Consider the following 17,298-nt stretch of genomic DNA (forward strand, 5'->3'; position numbering starts at 1 on the left):
CTCATGTCGTGTCACCACCTATATTCAAAACGGACGATTGAAATGCAGGCACCTTCCAAGTTCTTTGCTCCGGTCAGCGGTCGCACGTTGACCCTGACGCTGATGTTGACCATGGCCGGCAGCCTGCCGATAGCGCCGCTCACTGCGCTGGCCGCTGACACATCGACCAGTATTGATCTGAAGTTGCCGGAACAATCCCTGGATCAAGCGTTGACCCAGCTTGCGGATCAGGCCAACGTCCGTCTTATTTTCAACTCCAGCGATGTAGGCACGCTGCGCACCAAGGCGTTGCAAGGCAAGTACACACTGGGCCAGGCCATGGACACGCTGCTCAAGGGCAGCGGTTTCACCTGGCGCTTGCTGGACGAACGCACCGTGGTGCTGGAGAAGCTGCCGGTTTCGGGTGATTCCGCCATGGTGCTGGGTGCCACCAATGTGAACGCTGCGGGCCAACTCGGGACGACCACCGATGGAACAGGTTCCTACACCACCGGTGGCAACAGCACCGCCTCGAAGCTGAACCTGAGTCTGCGGGAAACGCCCCAGACCGTCAGCGTCGTGACTCGGCAGTTGATGGATGACAAGAAACTCACCAGCCTCGACAAGGTGCTGGAGCAGACGCCCGGCATTACTTTTCAGTACCGCAACTTCGGCGGCCACGTTTACACCTCGCGGGGCTTCTCGCTACTGGCTGAAAGTTTTCTGATTGATGGCGTGCCAGGTCAGGGCTACCAGATCACCGGCTGGATGAAACCTGATACCGCCATTTACGACCGCGTCGAAGTGTTGCGCGGCGCTTCCGGCCTGCTGGTGGGTGCAGGCGAACCTGGCGGTGCGGTCAACCTGGTGCGCAAGCGTCCAACGGCGGAAAACAAGCTGACGGTACAGGCCAGCGCAGGCTCCTGGGACCGCTACCGCATGGACCTCGACGCCAGCGGCAAGCTTAATGATTCCGGCACTGTCCGCGGGCGCATGGTCACCGCCTATGAAGACAGCGGCTCGTACATTGACGAGCGCGACACCCGCACGCCGTTGATGTACGGGATTGTCGAAGCCGATGTGAATGACGACACCACGCTGACCCTGAGCCTGCGTCACCAGGAAAACGTCATCAACGGCTATTCGATTTACGGCCTGCCGCGCTACAGCAATGGCAACTCGCTGGATATCTCCCGCTCGACCTCGTTGGTGCAGAACTGGAACCGCCACGAGAGCGACATGAGCGAAGTGTTTGCCGAAGTTGAGCATCGTTTCAATGATCGTTGGAGCAGCACGACTTCGATGACGTATTCGGAGGGTGGGTTTGATCAGCAGATTGCTTATGCTCAGGGCGCTATCAGTCCGGTAACGAACGCTGGTTCGACTTTTCGCAGGGTGTTGTTCCGCCGGGATGAAGTGGCAAGTACAGGGCTGGACAGCCACGTGAATGGCAACTTCGATGCGTTCGGGCTGACTCATGAAGTGACCGTGGGTGCGACTTGGTCCAGGCAGGAAGCCAATACCAAGCAATCGACTGTCACCTTTAGGCCAACAATCCCCATCGATGTCTTCGATGTTGATCATCATGCATTCAACAAGCCCGCACGGCCTGCATGGATGACTGACATCGACATGACCGAAGAGCGTTCAGGTGTTTATGCCAATACGCGATTGCGCCTTACCCAAGAGCTGAGTCTGGTCCTGGGCGGGCGAGCCAGTTGGTATGACTACACCTACGACGTCGACAAAGGTGGTGCCCTCCCCTACAACTCCAAGGTCACCCGCGAAGTAACCCCCTACACGGGCTTGATCTACGATATCAACGACAATTGGTCCTGGTATGCGAGCTATGCGGAGATCTTCAACGCTCAGGGCAACTATGTCGATGCCAGCGGCACACCACTTTCACCATCGACAGGTGATAACTATGAGACAGGCATCAAGGGTGAGCTGTTTGATAAACGCCTGAACCTGTCGATGGCCCTGTTTTATATCAAACAGGAAAACGTCGCGATCGCCGACCCTTCAAACATCGGCTGCACCGAAACAGATGTCGACGGCGTCTGCTACATCAACGGAGCCATCAAACGCAGCAAAGGTATCGACATCGAAGCCAGCGGCGAGGTACTGCCGGGCTGGCAAGTATTCGGCGGTTACACCTATAACCTGCTGCGCAATACCGCAGAGGTTGAAGTCGCTTACGAAACCCCAAAACACATGCTCCGCCTGCAAACCAGCTACAACCTGCCTGGCGCGTGGAACCGTCTGACCATCGGTGGCGGCGTTTCAGCCCAATCCTATTACAAGGCGGCCTCTGCCGAGGGGCTGGATTTCGGCAGCCAGGGCTACGCCATCTGGGATGCCCGCGCCAGCTGGCAGCTGGACGAGCACTGGAAGATTTCGTTGAACGCCGAAAACCTGTTTGACCGTCGCTACTACACCACCGCCGTGGCCACCGACCGCTCGAACCTGTTCGGCGACCCACGCAGCTACATGTTCACGTTGCGGGGCGATTTCTGATCAGGAACAGCGCGCTATCGTCTGGAACATAGCACCTGTAGGAGCGCACGAGCACCGCGAGGCCGCGATTGCGGTGTATAAGACAAACCGCTATCGCTGGCCTCGTAACCTCGGTGAGCTCCTACGGGATTGGGTTCAATCTGGAAGATTGCATTTTTTTGATGGAAGCCTTGGCCGCATTGATAAACCCCGGCGAACCCATTCGTGAAAGGTAAATTTCGTCAGTCCATGTCGTGGCTCCACACGTGGTGCGGGCTGGTGTGTGGATGGTTGCTGTGTGCGATTTTCCTGACCGGTACGTTGAGCGTTTTTCGGGAACCCATCACGCGCTGGATGGAAGCGCAGCCACTGGCTGTAGCGGACTCTAGCGCCATCAGCGACGCTACGAGTGCAGCCCGCTACGCCGAGGATTACTTGCTGGAGCACGCGTCCGGAGCCCGATTCTGGCGGGTTGAGCTCCCCCACTATCCGGGCCAGGCCCTACAACTGGCCTGGCGTTCCGGATCAACCCTCCAACAGGTTTCGCTGTCGGCTGAAACCGGCGAAATACTCCCGAAGGGCATCGCGCGAAAAACCGAAGGCGGACGGCATTTCATGTCGTTTCACTACATGCTGCACTTGCCGGTGCTGGGTTTCTGGCTGGTGGGCTGGCTGACCGTGGGCATGCTGGTTGCGCTGGTGTCCGGGGTGGTCATCCACCGGCGAATCTTTCAGGACTTCTTCACCTTTCGGCCCAACAAGGGTTTGCGCTCCTGGCTGGACGCACACAACGCCACGGCGGTCATGACCCTGCCCTTTCTGATCATGATCGCCTACACCGGGCTGGCGATTTTCTATACCAGTTACATGCCATGGCCTCTGCAAGCGGCTTATGGTTCCAGCCCGGATGCCTACAGTCAGTTCCAGACGGAGCTGTCGGGCGAAGTGACCGCCATCGGCAAGACCGACAACGCCGCAACTGATTGGGCCTCGTTGCTGAGACAAGCGCAAACCTTGACCGGTCAGGCCCCTCGCATGCTGCTGGTGCAGAACCCCGGCTCGCAGAAAACAACCGTCAGGGTGATGGGCCGCTACGATGAAGCTCACCCTTCGCAGACACTGTTCACGCCGCAAGCCAGCGTGCTGTTTGATGGCATAACGGGCGCGACCTTGCAGGTCCAGAAGCCGCTGCCGGAAACCCTGTCATTGGGCGATCAGATCTACGGCGTACTGCGCTCACTGCACTTCGCCGAGTTGGGCGGCTGGGGCATGAAGTGGTTGTATTTCGTCAGCGGGTTGCTGGGCATGGGGATGATGGCGACTGGCACGCTGCTGTTCACCATCAAGCGACGCAACAAGAGTCAACGAGAATTCGGCACTGCGACCGCCGGGGTCTACCGCTGCATTGAGGCGTTTAACGTGGCGAGCATTGCGGGCATTAGTGTGGCTTGTATTGGTTATTTCTACGCCAACCGATTCATCCCGGTGGACATGCCGGACCGTGCCAGTTGGGAGATTCGCAGCTTTCTGCTGATCTGGCTGATGACACTGGGTCATGCCTTGTGTCGACCGGTCAGCAAGGCGTGGACCGAACAACTGACCGGCGCAGCCCTGCTGTGCTTTTGTTTGCCATTGATCAATTTTTGTACAACCGGGCAGCACATCGGCCGCTACTTGAGTGCTGGGGATTGGCAGCGCGGGAGTGTTGAAGGCGTAGCACTGGTTTTTGGAGTCACGCTGGTGATGGTGCTGTTTCACCGTGGCAGCACCGCCACGAAAAATCTGTAGGAGCTGCCGAAGGCTGCGAATCGCGGTGGGTCAGCATTAATCCTATCGCAGCCTTCGGCAGCTCCTACAGTAATGAAGTCGAATGCCAACGAACCAAGACGTTGATATGAAAAAAACCAACAATACCCACCTCTACCGCTGGATGATCCTCAGCCGGGTGCTGGCCGCCACTATCGGCGGTTATGTTTTGTCTGCGCTGGTGATGTCATTGCTCGCGCTGTGGCTGCCGCGCGTCTCGGGCAGCGACCCGGCAAGCGTCGTACAGATCACAACGCTGTTGAGTTTTGTGCTGTACACCGCTGTCGTCATCTGGGTATTCAGTACCGCCAGCGCCTGGCGGGCATGGCTCGGTCTTGGGCTGGCGGCACTGCTGACGGGCGCGGCAATCGTCGGGCTGACGATCACCGCATAGGCATTAAACCTTGAAGTGCCCAACCATCATCTGTAGCTGACCGCCCAATCGCGCCAACTCAACGCTGGACGCGGCGGTCTCTTCACTGGCTTCAGCGGTCTGTTCACACACATCACGCACATTAACGATGCTGCGGCTGATTTCGTCGGCCACCGAGCTTTGCTGCTCAGCCGCTGCGGCGATTTGCTGGTTCATGGCCTGAATACTGGAAACGGTCTGAGTGATGCTTTCCAGCGAGGTGCCCGCCTTGCGCGTCAGGGCAACGCTGTTGTCGGTCAAGGCGCGGCTACCGAGCATGATTTGCGAGACCTGACGAGTGCCGTTCTGCAGCCCGGCGATCAGGCTTTCGATCTCTTCGGTGGACTGCTGAGTGCGTTGCGCCAAACCCCGTACTTCATCGGCGACCACTGCAAAACCACGCCCTGCCTCGCCGGCACGAGCCGCTTCAATAGCAGCGTTGAGCGCCAGCAAGTTGGTCTGCTCAGCCACGGCCTTGATCACGTCCATGACTTTGCCGATCTTGTCGCTTTCCTGTTCCAGCAAAGTCATGGCATCGCTTGAACGCAGCACTTCACTGGCCAGTTTTTCGATCTGCGTGATGGCCTCGCCCACCACTTTGTCGCCGTCCCGGGCTTGAGTGTCGGCGTTCGCAGCGGCTACCGAAGCCTGCTCGGCGTTGCGCGCAACCTCGTGGACGGTGGCAGACATTTCCTGCATCGCGGTGGCAACCTGATCGGTTTCGATCTTCTGATTGTTGACCCCGGCGCTGGTCTGTTCGGTGACGGCGGACAGCTCTTCAGCCGCGCTGGCAATCTGCGTCACGCCATCACGAATCCCGCTGATCAGATCTCGCAGCGTGACACCCATGCGCTGAATACCTTGCTGCAGCACGCCCAACTCATCGCGACGGGTAATGGTGATGGTGTGAGTCAGATCGCCCGAGGCGATACGGTTCACTACTTCCAGAGTTTGCTGCAGCGGACGGGTGATCTGACGCGTGATGATGATCGCCGCAAAAATACCCAACAGCAGAGCCAACACAGCACCGCCGATCTGCATGCTGCGGGCCTTGGTGGTGTCTTGCGCTGCAAGGCTGCGCTGGATTTTGGAGAGTTCTTCGCCAATGTTAACGATCTCGTACCCCTGGGCAGTCATGTCTTTGCGCGCATTTACAATCGCATCGTTGGCAGTTTTGTAGGCTTGAACCAGGGCCAGGTAGTTACGCAGCGAGGCTTCCAGCTGTGCCACTTCTGTGCCATGGGTTGCATTGAACACAGCCTTCAGCTTATCCAGGTTTTTAATCGACGTTTCCAACTGGCTGAACGCGGCCTGTTCAGACTTTTCATTGGAGTTGCCGGTGTACCCGCGCACCTCATAACGGACCAGTTGAAAGTCCATATTGGCGTCGGCCAACAGTTGCAGCTGGTCTGAGCGCTCGGGGTCCGACGGCTCTTGTTTGAGCACCGAGTCATTGATGGCGGCGATCAACTGGGCGCCTTTGGTGGCCTCGACGCCCATGTCGGCGCGGACCTTGGTGCTGGTCTGATAACCACTGCGCATCTGGCCCAGCGACGTCTCGTAATTTTTGATGATGTCGGTGAGCTGCGAAAGGGCTTTGGCGTTCAGCGGGTTGGTGAAGGTCGACAGCAGCAATTGCTGTTGCTTCTTGAAGTCGTCCAGGGCGACCTGCACTTTTTGTGCGGCAGCATCGTCACCATTGGCGAGCATGTATTGCAGGCGCGTGACGCGTAATACCGTCAGGCGATCAGAAAGCTCAGCGATGTCACCGATTCTATCGGTGCGGTAGATCAGCTTGTCCAGACTGGTCCACCCCAGAAGTGAAAGCAGTGCAGTGAATATAAGCACCGCCCCGAACCCCAAGGCTAACTTCATGGTGACGCTGATATTGGCCAAGCTGCTGTTCATAAAATCTCCGTGATGTCCCAGTGTTTCCCCCAATGCACGCTGTCGTTATTTTTGTTCGAAGCAGCTTGTGCACAAGGCGTATCGGCCCGCCAACCGAATAACTTGACTGCCTGTCAGTTTTTTTGGGTAAACACACTGCTTCAGGACCTCGCCAAAAGCATTGATCCAGAGCCATTCGAACCGCCGCAATTCGCCGCCAGACAAGCGAGTTCAGCAGGTTGCACTGGCTGTAACACGCGCTCGATACCCTCATGCCCGTCACCACTCTGCGCAAAAAAACCAAGGGTAATGACTCATGAAGATCAGCGTTTTTGGATCAGGCTATGTCGGCCTGGTGGCCAGTGCATGCCTTGCCGATGTCGGGCATGACGTGCTGTGCATGGATATCGATGGGCAGCGGATAGAGCTACTCAAATCAGGCGAAACCCCGATTCACGAGCCAGGCCTGAACATGCTTATTCGCAGCAACGTGCATGCACAAAGGCTGTTCTTCTCGACCGATGCAGCACAAGCCGTTGCCTTTGCTGACCTGCTGTTCATCGCGGTAGGCACGCCCTCCGATGAGGACGGCAGCGCTGATCTGCAATACGTCCTCGCAGTCGCGCGAAGCATCGGCCAGCACATGCAGACCTCCAAGACCGTGGTCAACAAGTCCACCGTTCCAGTCGGCACCGGGGAAAAAGTGACCAAGACTATTCGTACGGCGCTGGAAAACCGCGATCTGCAGATCCCCTTCGATATCTGCTCCAACCCCGAGTTTCTCAAGGAGGGCGCGGCGATCGAGGACTTCACCCGTGGCGCACGGATCATCATCGGCACTGACTCCGAGCGGGTCAGAATGCTCATGCGCGAGTGCTATGCGCCGTACAACCGCAATCACGACAAGCTGATGTTCATGAGCCTGCGCGCCGCCGAACTGACCAAGTACGCCGCCAACGCAATGCTGGCGACAAAGATCAGTTTCATGAATGAAATGGCCAACCTGGCCGAGCGCCTGGACGTAGACATCGAGCAAGTCCGCCACGGCATTGGCAGCGATCCGCGCATTGGTTATGACTTCATCTATCCCGGTTGCGGCTATGGCGGTTCCTGCTTCCCCAAAGACATTCAGGCATTGAGCCGCACGGCCCATGAAGTCGGGTACAACCCGCAATTACTCAGGGCCGTGGAAGAGATCAACCAGCGACAGAAAACCGCGCTGTTCAAAAAGCTCGAACGGGCTTTTGAAGGACAATTGGCAGGCAAGACCATCGCCGTCTGGGGACTGGCATTCAAGCCCAACACGGATGACATGCGCGCCGCGCCAAGCAGAGACCTGATGGAATCACTGTGGAGCGCCGGAGCCAGAGTTCAGGCGTACGACCCGGAGGCGATGCAGGAATGTCGAAGGATCTACGGCGAACGCGACGATCTGGTTCTGGCCGGTGATCGTATCCAGGCAGTCAAAGGCGCGGATGCATTGGTGATCTGCACCGAATGGAAAGCCTTTCGCAGCGTCGATTTCACATGGCTCAGGCAACAACTCAAACACGCGATCGTAATTGACGGGCGCAACCTTTATGAGCCCAAAGCTCTGGCGGATGCCGGGTTGAGTTATTCGAGTATTGGTCGGGCTTGAGTTTCGGGGACGGAGTAAACGGTACTGCGATCTCACGTAAAACGACCGACCGTGTAGGAGCGCACGAGCACCGCGAGGCCGCGATAGCGGTGTGTATCAGACAGCCCGCTATCGCGGCCTCGCGGTGCTCGTGCGCTCCTACAGGGCAATAAATGCCTCAGGACAGGAAGCTGGCGCTGACTCACCCATCCAGCAAATGCTCCAACAATAGCCCCGCCGCGCTCGACAGCCCTGCACGCGACCGGACGCAAACCATCAGCTCCCGCTCTGCCCACGGCTCATTGAGCACAACCGTTCGCACACCTTCCAGCCTGTAGATCCCGACGCTGCCCTGCGGCAGGATGCCAATACCGACGCCCGCCTGAACCATCAGGCAGAGCGCGTCGTAGCTGGACACTTCCATGCGAATTTTCAGCGAGCGGCCTACATCGTTGGCGGCTTTGATCAACTGGAAATTCAGATGAGTACCGCTGCGCAGAGCTACGTAAGGATGATCGAGGGTTTCACTGAACGTGACGCTCTCCCGACTGGCCAGTGGATGGGTGTCGGGCACCAGCAATACCAGCCGATCCTTACGAAACGGGAAGACTTCAACATCGGTACCATGGGGCAAGCGGGTAAAAATACCGATATCCGCGCGATTCTCGGCCACGGCTTTGGTGATGGCCAGGCTTTCCTTTTCTTCAAGCTTGATATCGATCAGCGGATTCATATCCATGAACGACTTGATCAGCCCCGGCATGAACTGGCTGATGGCCGAAATGTTGGCCAGCACATGCACCGAGCCGCGTCGGCCATGGCCGTATTCGCGCATTTGCACGACGATTTCATTGAGATTGTTCAGGGCACTGCGGGCCATATACAGCAGGGAAATGCCCGCCGCTGTCGGCGTAACGCCCTTGTTGCTGCGCACCAGCAAGGGTGCGTCGAGCAACTCCTCCAGCTCACTGAGCCGCTTGCTGACCGCCGCCGCGGCAATATGCTCGCGCTCGGCGGCGGCAGCGATGGTGCCTTCTTCGATAACACTGACGAACAGGCGCAGCGAAACAGGATCGAGCTTCATGGGAAGTACCGGACGTGATGTCCGGTCATAGTACGCGCTCAATCAGACTCTCAGAACGTACCCGACAACAGATGACCGGCGTTTGGCACTTTGGCCTGCAGCCCCAGGGTTTTCAGTATCTGATAAACAGTAGCGACCGAAGCGGACAACACGGGTTTGTCGAGCCGATCCTGCACGACCTGAATCGCGGGCAATGACGGCATCTGCACGCAGCATGACAACACCACGCCATCCGCCTGACCGATATTCAAACGATCAGCATGCGCCACCAGGTTCATGGGATCGAGACGTCCCACCGCCAGATTGTCGGCCACCTCCAGGCTGATGGAGTCCGTCACTTCGATCCCTGCCGCTTCGATGTAATCGATCACTTGTTGCGTCAGTGGCTTCATATACGGCGTGATGATGGCGACTTTTTTGTAGCCGAGCACGTTCAGGCTGTCGATCAGCGCGCCTGCCGAACTCAGCACCGGGGTTGGCGCTTCGTTACCGGCAACCACGTTGCCAAGGCGTTCCTGAGAGACTTTGTGATAACCCGCGCCTTGGCACATGATCGCCACCAGACAGGCGTAAGCCATGACGTCTACGCGCGCATCGCTCAGTTCCAGCGCGCAGCGGTCACTGTCGACGTCCATCTTTTTCAGCTCTTCCGGACTGACCTTCATCATGCGCATACGCGCCGAATGAAAGGTGAAGTGCTCTTCGGGGAACAGCGAGTAACGCGAAGTCAACATTGCCGGAATTTCGGTTTCCATGGTGGTGTTGGAGCTGGGGACGATTTGCCCGATACGGAAATTTTTCATTGTTCTGCCCTCGACAAAGCAAACGATCCGAAGATCACAGACTTGCGATGCTAGAAGCGCTTTCCAGGCGCGTACATCAGGCATTGATGAGGTCGCCATCGCGGTTGGCGATGGCGACCTGACGGATGAACGGTGTGACAAACCGCTGTTTATCCGGTTCGAACAGCTATTTTGAGGGCCGCCCAATTTGCCCAGAAGCCCTCGCTCTGCTAGTGTCGCGCCGGTTTAACCTCTACCGGAATAGCCCCCATGGCCCGCAAGAAAGCTGCACTGGATTTCGAACAATCACTCGCTGATCTGCAAACGCTGGTAGAGCGTCTGGAGAACGGCGAGCTGTCGTTGGAAGACTCGCTGACTGCCTTCGAGCAAGGTATTCGCCTGACCCGCGACTGCCAGGGCGCGCTGGCGCAAGCCGAACAGAAGGTTCAGGTGCTGCTCGAACGCGACGGCGAACTGGCCGAAGAGCCATTCGACGCGGAACAGCCTGAATGATCGCGACTTATCAGGCACTGAGTCAGACCCGCGTCAACGCGGCGCTGGAAGGTCTGTTTGCAGCACCTGCTCCAGAATTGACCCGCCTGTACGCCGCCATGCGCTATAGCGTGATGAACGGCGGTAAACGCGTGCGCCCGCTGCTGGCCTACGCCGCCTGCGAAGCGCTGGGCGGTAACGCTGAAGACGCCAACGGCGCAGCCTGCGCAGTTGAACTGATCCACGCGTACTCGCTGGTTCATGACGATTTACCGGCAATGGACGATGACGATCTGCGTCGCGGCCAGCCGACGACTCACAAAGCGTTCGACGAAGCCTGCGCGATTCTGGCCGGTGATGGCCTGCAAAGCCTGGCCTTCACCGCCCTGCTCGACCCAAGCCTGACCTCGCGAGACGCCGAAGCCCGCCTGCAAATGGTCAGTGCCTTGGCATTGGCGGCTGGCCCTGCCGGTATGGTTGGCGGTCAGGCCATCGACCTGGGTTCGGTAGGCCTCAAGCTGGATCAGGCTGCACTGGAACTCATGCACCGGCACAAGACCGGCGCGCTGATCGAAGCCAGCGTAAAGCTCGGCGCACTGGCCAGCGGTAATGCCGATCAGGCCCGGCTCGCTGCGTTGCAAGTCTATGCCAGGGCCGTTGGTCTGGCATTCCAGGTGCAGGACGACATCCTCGACGTTGAAAGCGATACCGAAACCCTCGGTAAACGCCAAGGTGCAGACATCGCCCGCGACAAGCCAACTTACCCGGCGCTGCTGGGCCTGGAACCTGCCCGGCTGTATGCCTTACAACTGCGTGACCAGGCCATCGACGCCCTGCGACCTTTCGACGCGTCGGCTGATCCGTTGCGTGAACTGGCTCGTTTCATCGTCGAACGCCGCAACTGATCCCGATTACACGACTGCAAATATCCCGAACCGGCCGTGTCTGGCCGGGTCAGAGACTTGTGTTTGACAGGTTTGCCTGCGCATCAAAGGCTGCACTTCATGGGCAGCATGCGATGCATCAGGTAAACTGCCGCCTCTTTTACTTATAACGATTCGCCTGATGCCCACGACGTTTAAAGAGATTCCCCGCGTGCGCCCTACCACGCCGCTGCTCGACCGCGCTGAAACGCCGGACGGCTTGCGTCGCCTGGGCGAAGCCGAGCTGGAAGACCTGGCCGATGAACTGCGCCTGGAGCTCCTCTATTCCGTTGGCCAGACCGGCGGGCACTTCGGTGCCGGGCTCGGTGTTATCGAGCTGACCATCGCCCTCCATTATGTCTTCGATACCCCAGACGACCGTTTGGTCTGGGACGTGGGTCATCAAGCGTATCCGCACAAGATCCTTACCGGTCGTCGTCAGCGCATGAACACCCTGCGCCAGAAAGACGGAGTTGCCGCTTTCCCGCGTCGCAGCGAGAGCGAGTACGACACCTTTGGCGTTGGTCACTCCAGCACATCGATCAGTGCAGCGCTGGGCATGGCCATTGCCGCCCGCCTGCAAGGCAGCGACCGCAAGTCCATCGCCGTGATCGGTGATGGCGCGTTGACCGCTGGCATGGCGTTCGAAGCGCTGAACCACGCGCCTGAAGTCGCCGCCAACATGCTCGTCATCCTCAACGACAACGACATGTCGATCTCGCGCAACGTGGGCGGGTTGTCGAATTATCTGGCCAAGATCCTATCCAGCCGCACTTACAGCAGCATGCGTGAGGGCAGCAAAAAGGTTCTGTCGCGTTTGCCAGGTGCGTGGGAAATTGCCCGCCGCACCGAGGAATACGCGAAAGGCATGCTGGTTCCCGGCACCCTGTTCGAAGAACTGGGCTGGAACTACATCGGTCCTATCGACGGCCACGACCTGCCAACCCTGATTGCAACGCTGCGCAACATGCGTGACCTTAAAGGTCCGCAATTCCTGCACGTTGTGACCAAGAAAGGCAAAGGCTTCGCACCTGCTGAAGTCGACCCGATCGGCTACCACGCCATTACCAAACTGGAGCCACTCAATGCCCCAGCCGCTGCCCCGAAAAAGGCCAGCGGACCGAAGTATTCCGGTGTGTTTGGTCAGTGGATCTGCGACATGGCCGATGCTGATTCACGTCTGGTGGGTATTACCCCGGCGATGAAGGAAGGCTCGGACATGGTCGAGTTCAGCGAGCGCTTCCCTGAGCGCTACTTCGACGTGGCGATTGCCGAGCAGCACGCTGTGACGCTGGCTGCAGGCATGGCCTGTGAAGGCTCAAAGCCGGTTGTCGCGATCTACTCCACCTTCCTGCAACGCGGCTATGACCAGTTGGTGCATGACGTGGCGGTGCAGAACCTCGACGTTCTGTTCGCCATTGATCGCGCAGGTCTGGTGGGCGAAGACGGCCCGACCCACGCGGGCAGCTTCGATCTGTCGTACCTGCGTTGCATCCCCGGCATCGTGGTCATGACGCCAAGCGACGAAAACGAACTGCGCTCGATGCTCAGCACCGGTTATCTGCATAACGGCCCCGCCGCTGTGCGCTACCCGCGTGGCACCGGGCCGAATTCAGTCATTGAGAGCGGCCTCGCACCTATCGAGATTGGCAAAGGCATTGTTCGCCGTAATGGTCAGGGCGTTGCCATTCTGGTGTTTGGCGTGCAATTGGCTGACGCGCTGAAAGTGGCGGAAAAGATCGATGCGACCGTGATCGACATGCGCTTCGTCAAGCCGATTGATGAAGCGCTGATCCGCGATGCTGCCGCCAACCATGAGTTGCTGGTAACCGTCGAAGAAAACGCCATCATGGGCGGTGCCGGTGCTGCCGTCAGCGAGTTCCTGGCACGAGAAAATATCCTCAAATCCGTACTGCATCTCGGCTTGCCGGACGTCTACGTCGAACACGCCAAGCCTGCGCAAATGCTGGCCGAGTGTGGATTGGATGAGGCGGGTATCGAAGCGGCGATCAACGAGCGACTGGTGTTGATTGGTTGATCGTTGAAAGCTTCAAAAAGAAAGGCGCTCATTGAGCGCCTTTTTTGTGCAGTTTGGTTGATGACTGGCAGCGGATGGCACTGCGTCCTGACAATGCTCTGTCGCTAAGCAAGTACGGCCCTGTAGGAGTGAGCTTGCTCGCGATTCGATTTTTCTGGTTATGAATCATTGACTGGCCTGACGCTATCGCGAGCAAGCTCACTCCTACAGGGATATGCAGACTATGCGTCCCCTGACATTGCGCTGTCGCGCAGCAAACACGGATCTGTAGGAGCGCACGAGCAGCGCGAGGCCGCGATGGCGGCTTGTCTGATACACCGCCATCGCTGGCCTCGTAACCTCGGTGAGCCCCCACAGAAAATGTGCGCGTCTTTACGCTAAACCGCTGTCTGTAACGCCTCGATATCACCTGAAACAATCACCTGCAGATTCCGGGTAATTTTCTCTATTGGCCAGTCCCACCAGGCAATGGCCAAAAGTCGCTCGATGACTTCAGCGGGGAAGCGGTGTTTCAGGACTTTGGCCGGGTTGCCGCCGACGACGCTGTACGCCGGGACATCTGCGACCACAACCGAACGCGCAGAGATGATCGCCCCGTCGCCGATCTTCACACCGGGCATGACCAGCACGTCGTACCCCATCCAGACATCGTTACCCACCACGGTATCGCCTTTGTAGGGCAAGTCACCCGGCTCAGGCATTACCTTCTCCCAGCCGTTGCCGAAGATCTGAAACGGATACGTCGAGATGCCACTCAGCTTGTGATTGGCACCGTTCATGATGAATTTAGTGCCCCGCGCCAGTGCGCAGAATTTGCCGATGATCAGTTTGTCGCCAATGAACGGGAAGTGATAAAGGACGTTGCGCTCGAAGTTTTCCGAGTCTTCGGGATCATCGTAGTAGGTGTAGTCGCCAACGATGATGTTTGGATTGCTCACGGTGTTTTTAATGAAACACACCTGCGGAAAGCCATTCATTGGGTGGGGATTTTTCGGGTCGGGTCCGTTCATGGAAAGCTCCTTTATTATGCAGTGACTCCGTCCGTAGGACCGGCTTTAGCCGGGAGCGCATTGTTTCTGGCGAAAGAGATTTGAAGGATGTGCCGAAGCCCTCCCGGCTAAAGCCGGTCCTACGGATAGTGTTCAGTCAGGAATTACAGGATGCCTTTCAAACCAGTTGCCGCGGTATCCGATAGAGATACAGCAGCACCACACTGGAAGACGCCAAAAGCAACCCAACGACGAAAACAGGCATCGTCAACACGGGGGAATGGCGTCTTTGCCATCGAACGCGCCGCTGATCACAAACAGCGGCGCCAGGGTCAACACCCGTTGCCACCACCACGCGAGAGCGAAGCGGCGTCTGGTGTTTTACGCCTCAAGCGCGATCGGCTTCGCCCTGATGTTCGTTGCCCATCATGTGGCCGAGCTTGCCAGCCTTGGTGGCCAGATAGAGTTTGTTATGCGGGTTATGGCCGGTGTGCAGCGGCACGCGCTCGGCGACGTTGATGCCCATCTCGGTCAAGGCTTTGACCTTGCGCGGGTTATTGGTCATCAAGCGCAGCGCGTCGACACCCAAATGCTGCAGCATCGGCAGGCAAATGGCGTAGTCGCGTTGGTCAGCGGCAAAACCCAGACGCTCGTTGGCTTCAACGGTATCAGCGCCGCCATCCTGCAGTTCATAAGCGCGGACCTTGTTCAGCAGGCCAATGCCCCGGCCTTCCTGACGCAAGTACAGCAAAACACCACGACCTTCAGAAGCGATGGCACGCAACGCGGCTTCGAGCTGGGAGCCGCAATCGCAACGCTGACTGAACAGCGCGTCGCCGGTCAGGCATTCGGAATGGACGCGCCCCAGCACTGGAGCGCCATCGGATACGTCGCCCAGACTCAACACAAGATGTTCGCGACCGGTCGCATGCTCAAGAAAGCCATGCATGGTGAATTCGGCAAAAGGGGTAGGCAGCTTGGAAGCGGCTACAAATACGACGGGCACCGTGTGCTCCTGATCAGTATGGGACTGGAAATTCGCAAGGCACGCATTGTAGCAGCACGCCTCGGCAGACGCTTATGCCGAATTGTCGACCATACAGATCGGGAAGTTAGATTGATGCTTTATAGATCGCCGGTAGGAGCGAACTTGTTCGCGAGGTGGGGTTTTCTGAAAAAAATGCCTCGCGAACAAGTTCGCTCCTACCCAGAGAGGTGCATCTCAATCTAGATCCACGCCCAAACCCACACAATCCCCTGCATCGCCGCCCAGGCGAATACGCCCGCCAGCACGTCATCGAGCATGATCCCGACGCCGCCGTGCACCTTGCGGTCAATCCAGTGAATCGGCCATGGCTTGAGAATGTCGAAAAAGCGGAACACCAGGAAACCCACCAGCAGCCAGACCCAACCCTCGGGCACCAGCCACAAGGTGATCCACATGCCGACCATTTCGTCCCAGACGATGCCTTCGTGATCGTGTACGCCCAGATCATCCGCAACTTTGCCGCACAACCAGAAGCCGAACAGCATGGTGATACCGAGCATCAGCCAGTAGCCCCAGTCCGGAAGCATTTGCCACAGCGGGATGAACGGCACGGCAACCATGGAGCCCCAGGTGCCCGGTGCTTTGGGCAGCGTGCCGGAACCGAAACCGAATGCCAGGAAGTGCCACGGATTGGTCCAGACCGAAGGTGGAACGAATTCCGCCGGGACCTGCTTTGGATGATCTGTCACGGTGTCTCCCGAAAATGTTGGTAGCCGCGTGCCAGGACAGGAATGTCGTGACCCTTGGTGTCGATCAGCGCGACGCCTTCGCCCGCCTCGACTCGCCCGATGACATGGATGGGCAATCCTTCGTCGAGCAAATCCTGTAAGTGTTCAGGCGGCAACGTGAACGCCAGCAAATAATCATCACCACCACTCAACGCTGCCTCCGTTGCGCCTTGCTGACCGATGAAGGCCAGTAAATGCTCGGACATCGGCAGTTTTTCCTGCTCTACCAACAGCCGGACTTTAGATGCTAGCGCGATATGTCCGCAGTCGGCCAACAGGCCGTCGGAGATATCCAGAGCGGCGCTGGCCTTGCCGCGTAGCGCAAGCCCCAGTGCAAATTGCGGTTGTGGCGACCAGTACCGCGCCAGCAAAGCCTCTGCGGTAGACGCCTCAGTAGTACGCTGGTTCAACACAAGGGGCAATGCACCTGCCGCATCGCCCAACGGTCCCCCGACGCACAGCAGATCGCCCGGCCGGGCGCCGCTGCGAGTCAACGCCTGACCAGCTGGCACGCGGCCGAATACTGTAACCGTCAGGCTCAATGGCCCCCGGGTCGTATCGCCGCCCACCAGTTGCAAGCCGCAACCCTGCGCCATGAGGTTCAGGCCTTGGGCGAAAGCCTGTAGCCAAGTGGCAGACACTTCAGGAAGGGTTAACGCGAGGGTAAATGCAACGGGCGTGGCGCCCATGGCCGCCAGATCACTGGCAGACACGCCAAGCGCACGCTGGCCGAGCAGGAACGGATCGCAGACGTCAGGGAAATGCACGCCGATGACCAGCGTATCGGTAGAGATTGCCAACTGCTCACCTGGCGGTAGCGTCAACAAAGCGCAGTCATCACCAATCCCCAGCGCCACACCTTCACCCGCTTGGGCACAAGGCGCAGCGGCAAAGTAATTGCGGATCAGCTCAAACTCGCCCATCAGGATCTCGTTGTTGTGCTATTAGCCTGTGTAACGAAGATGGATCTGCATTGCTCTTATCGCGGGCAAGCACCGCTCCCACAGGATAAA

At 58.2% G+C, this 17,298-nt stretch carries 14 protein-coding genes and 2 pseudogenes; 7 read left to right on the top strand and 9 right to left on the bottom strand.

Annotation, left to right across the window (positions count from 1 at the left end):
- Positions 1-42 precede the first annotated feature (42 nt).
- The 3 genes from CKW31_RS23030 to CKW31_RS23040 all read left to right on the top strand — a co-directional run bounded on the left by CKW31_RS23030 (position 43) and on the right by CKW31_RS23040 (position 4,678).
- Positions 43-2,499, top strand: a complete 2,457-nt coding sequence (locus CKW31_RS23030; RefSeq protein ID WP_256582705.1) for a TonB-dependent receptor — start codon at positions 43-45, stop codon at positions 2,497-2,499.
- A 228-nt stretch (positions 2,500-2,727) separates the two neighbouring features.
- Positions 2,728-4,266, top strand: coding sequence for a PepSY domain-containing protein (locus CKW31_RS23035; protein ID WP_176469954.1), 1,539 nt, complete (start codon positions 2,728-2,730; stop codon positions 4,264-4,266).
- 82 nt (positions 4,267-4,348) lie between these two features.
- Positions 4,349-4,678, top strand: coding sequence for a DUF3649 domain-containing protein (locus CKW31_RS23040; RefSeq protein WP_256582706.1), 330 nt, complete (start codon positions 4,349-4,351; stop codon positions 4,676-4,678).
- 3 nt (positions 4,679-4,681) lie between these two features.
- Here the strand turns inward: CKW31_RS23040 and CKW31_RS30490 are convergent, their stop codons facing one another.
- Complete coding sequence (locus tag CKW31_RS30490) at positions 4,682-5,545, bottom strand: methyl-accepting chemotaxis protein (protein WP_371856810.1); 864 nt, start codon at positions 5,543-5,545, stop codon at positions 4,682-4,684.
- Positions 5,540-6,604: pseudogene (locus tag CKW31_RS30495) on the bottom strand (methyl-accepting chemotaxis protein); the annotation flags it as partial. The gene CKW31_RS30490 and the pseudogene CKW31_RS30495, both read right to left, overlap by 6 nt.
- Before the next feature lie 295 nt (positions 6,605-6,899).
- Between CKW31_RS30495 and CKW31_RS23050 the strand changes: the two are divergent.
- Positions 6,900-8,222, top strand: coding sequence for a UDP-glucose/GDP-mannose dehydrogenase family protein (locus CKW31_RS23050; RefSeq protein ID WP_095100508.1), 1,323 nt, complete (start codon positions 6,900-6,902; stop codon positions 8,220-8,222).
- 181 nt (positions 8,223-8,403) lie between these two features.
- On the opposite strand, the gene CKW31_RS23055 is transcribed toward CKW31_RS23050, so the two are convergent.
- Entirely contained in the window at positions 8,404-9,285 is an 882-nt protein-coding gene (locus tag CKW31_RS23055; protein WP_095100510.1) for a LysR family transcriptional regulator, read from the bottom strand.
- Between the two features lie 50 nt (positions 9,286-9,335).
- Positions 9,336-10,088 carry an Asp/Glu racemase gene (locus CKW31_RS23060; protein WP_095100512.1) on the bottom strand — a complete coding sequence of 251 codons (753 nt, stop codon included), beginning with the start codon at positions 10,086-10,088 and terminating at the stop codon, positions 9,336-9,338.
- 249 nt (positions 10,089-10,337) lie between these two features.
- Here CKW31_RS23060 and CKW31_RS23065 point away from each other — a divergent pair, with 249 nt between their 5' ends.
- From CKW31_RS23065 to dxs, 3 genes are all read left to right on the top strand, one after another.
- Positions 10,338-10,580 (top strand): exodeoxyribonuclease VII small subunit, encoded by a 243-nt coding sequence (locus tag CKW31_RS23065; protein WP_020289635.1) that lies wholly within the window; start codon positions 10,338-10,340, stop codon positions 10,578-10,580.
- Complete coding sequence (locus tag CKW31_RS23070; RefSeq protein WP_095100514.1) at positions 10,577-11,464, top strand: polyprenyl synthetase family protein; 888 nt, start codon at positions 10,577-10,579, stop codon at positions 11,462-11,464. The genes CKW31_RS23065 and CKW31_RS23070 overlap by 4 nt, the downstream gene beginning before the upstream one ends.
- A 160-nt stretch (positions 11,465-11,624) precedes the next feature.
- Positions 11,625-13,520, top strand: coding sequence for a 1-deoxy-D-xylulose-5-phosphate synthase (gene dxs, locus CKW31_RS23075; RefSeq protein WP_095100516.1), 1,896 nt, complete (start codon positions 11,625-11,627; stop codon positions 13,518-13,520).
- 377 nt (positions 13,521-13,897) lie between these two features.
- On the opposite strand, the gene CKW31_RS23080 is transcribed toward dxs, so the two are convergent.
- From CKW31_RS23080 to thiL, 5 genes and pseudogenes are all read right to left on the bottom strand, one after another.
- A complete protein-coding gene (locus tag CKW31_RS23080) occupies positions 13,898-14,530 on the bottom strand; it encodes a Vat family streptogramin A O-acetyltransferase (protein ID WP_371856805.1) in 633 nt (210 codons plus the stop codon).
- Positions 14,531-14,687: 157 nt separating this feature from the next.
- Positions 14,688-14,884, bottom strand: a pseudogene (locus CKW31_RS30500) (MFS transporter); the annotation flags it as partial.
- A gap of 13 nt (positions 14,885-14,897) precedes the next feature.
- Positions 14,898-15,515, bottom strand: a complete 618-nt coding sequence (ribA, locus tag CKW31_RS23085; RefSeq protein ID WP_087267523.1) for a GTP cyclohydrolase II — start codon at positions 15,513-15,515, stop codon at positions 14,898-14,900.
- Positions 15,516-15,736: 221 nt separating this feature from the next.
- Positions 15,737-16,246: a phosphatidylglycerophosphatase A gene (locus tag CKW31_RS23090; RefSeq protein WP_027901910.1), complete on the bottom strand. Its 510-nt coding sequence runs from the start codon at positions 16,244-16,246 to the stop codon at positions 15,737-15,739.
- Positions 16,243-17,208 (bottom strand): thiamine-phosphate kinase, encoded by a 966-nt coding sequence (thiL, locus tag CKW31_RS23095; RefSeq protein WP_095100520.1) that lies wholly within the window; start codon positions 17,206-17,208, stop codon positions 16,243-16,245. Before thiL ends, CKW31_RS23090 begins: the two co-directional genes overlap by 4 nt.
- Positions 17,209-17,298 lie beyond the last annotated feature (90 nt).

It is taken from the genome of Pseudomonas sp. Irchel 3A5 (assembly GCF_900187575.1).
Lineage (GTDB): Bacteria > Pseudomonadota > Gammaproteobacteria > Pseudomonadales > Pseudomonadaceae > Aquipseudomonas > Aquipseudomonas folii.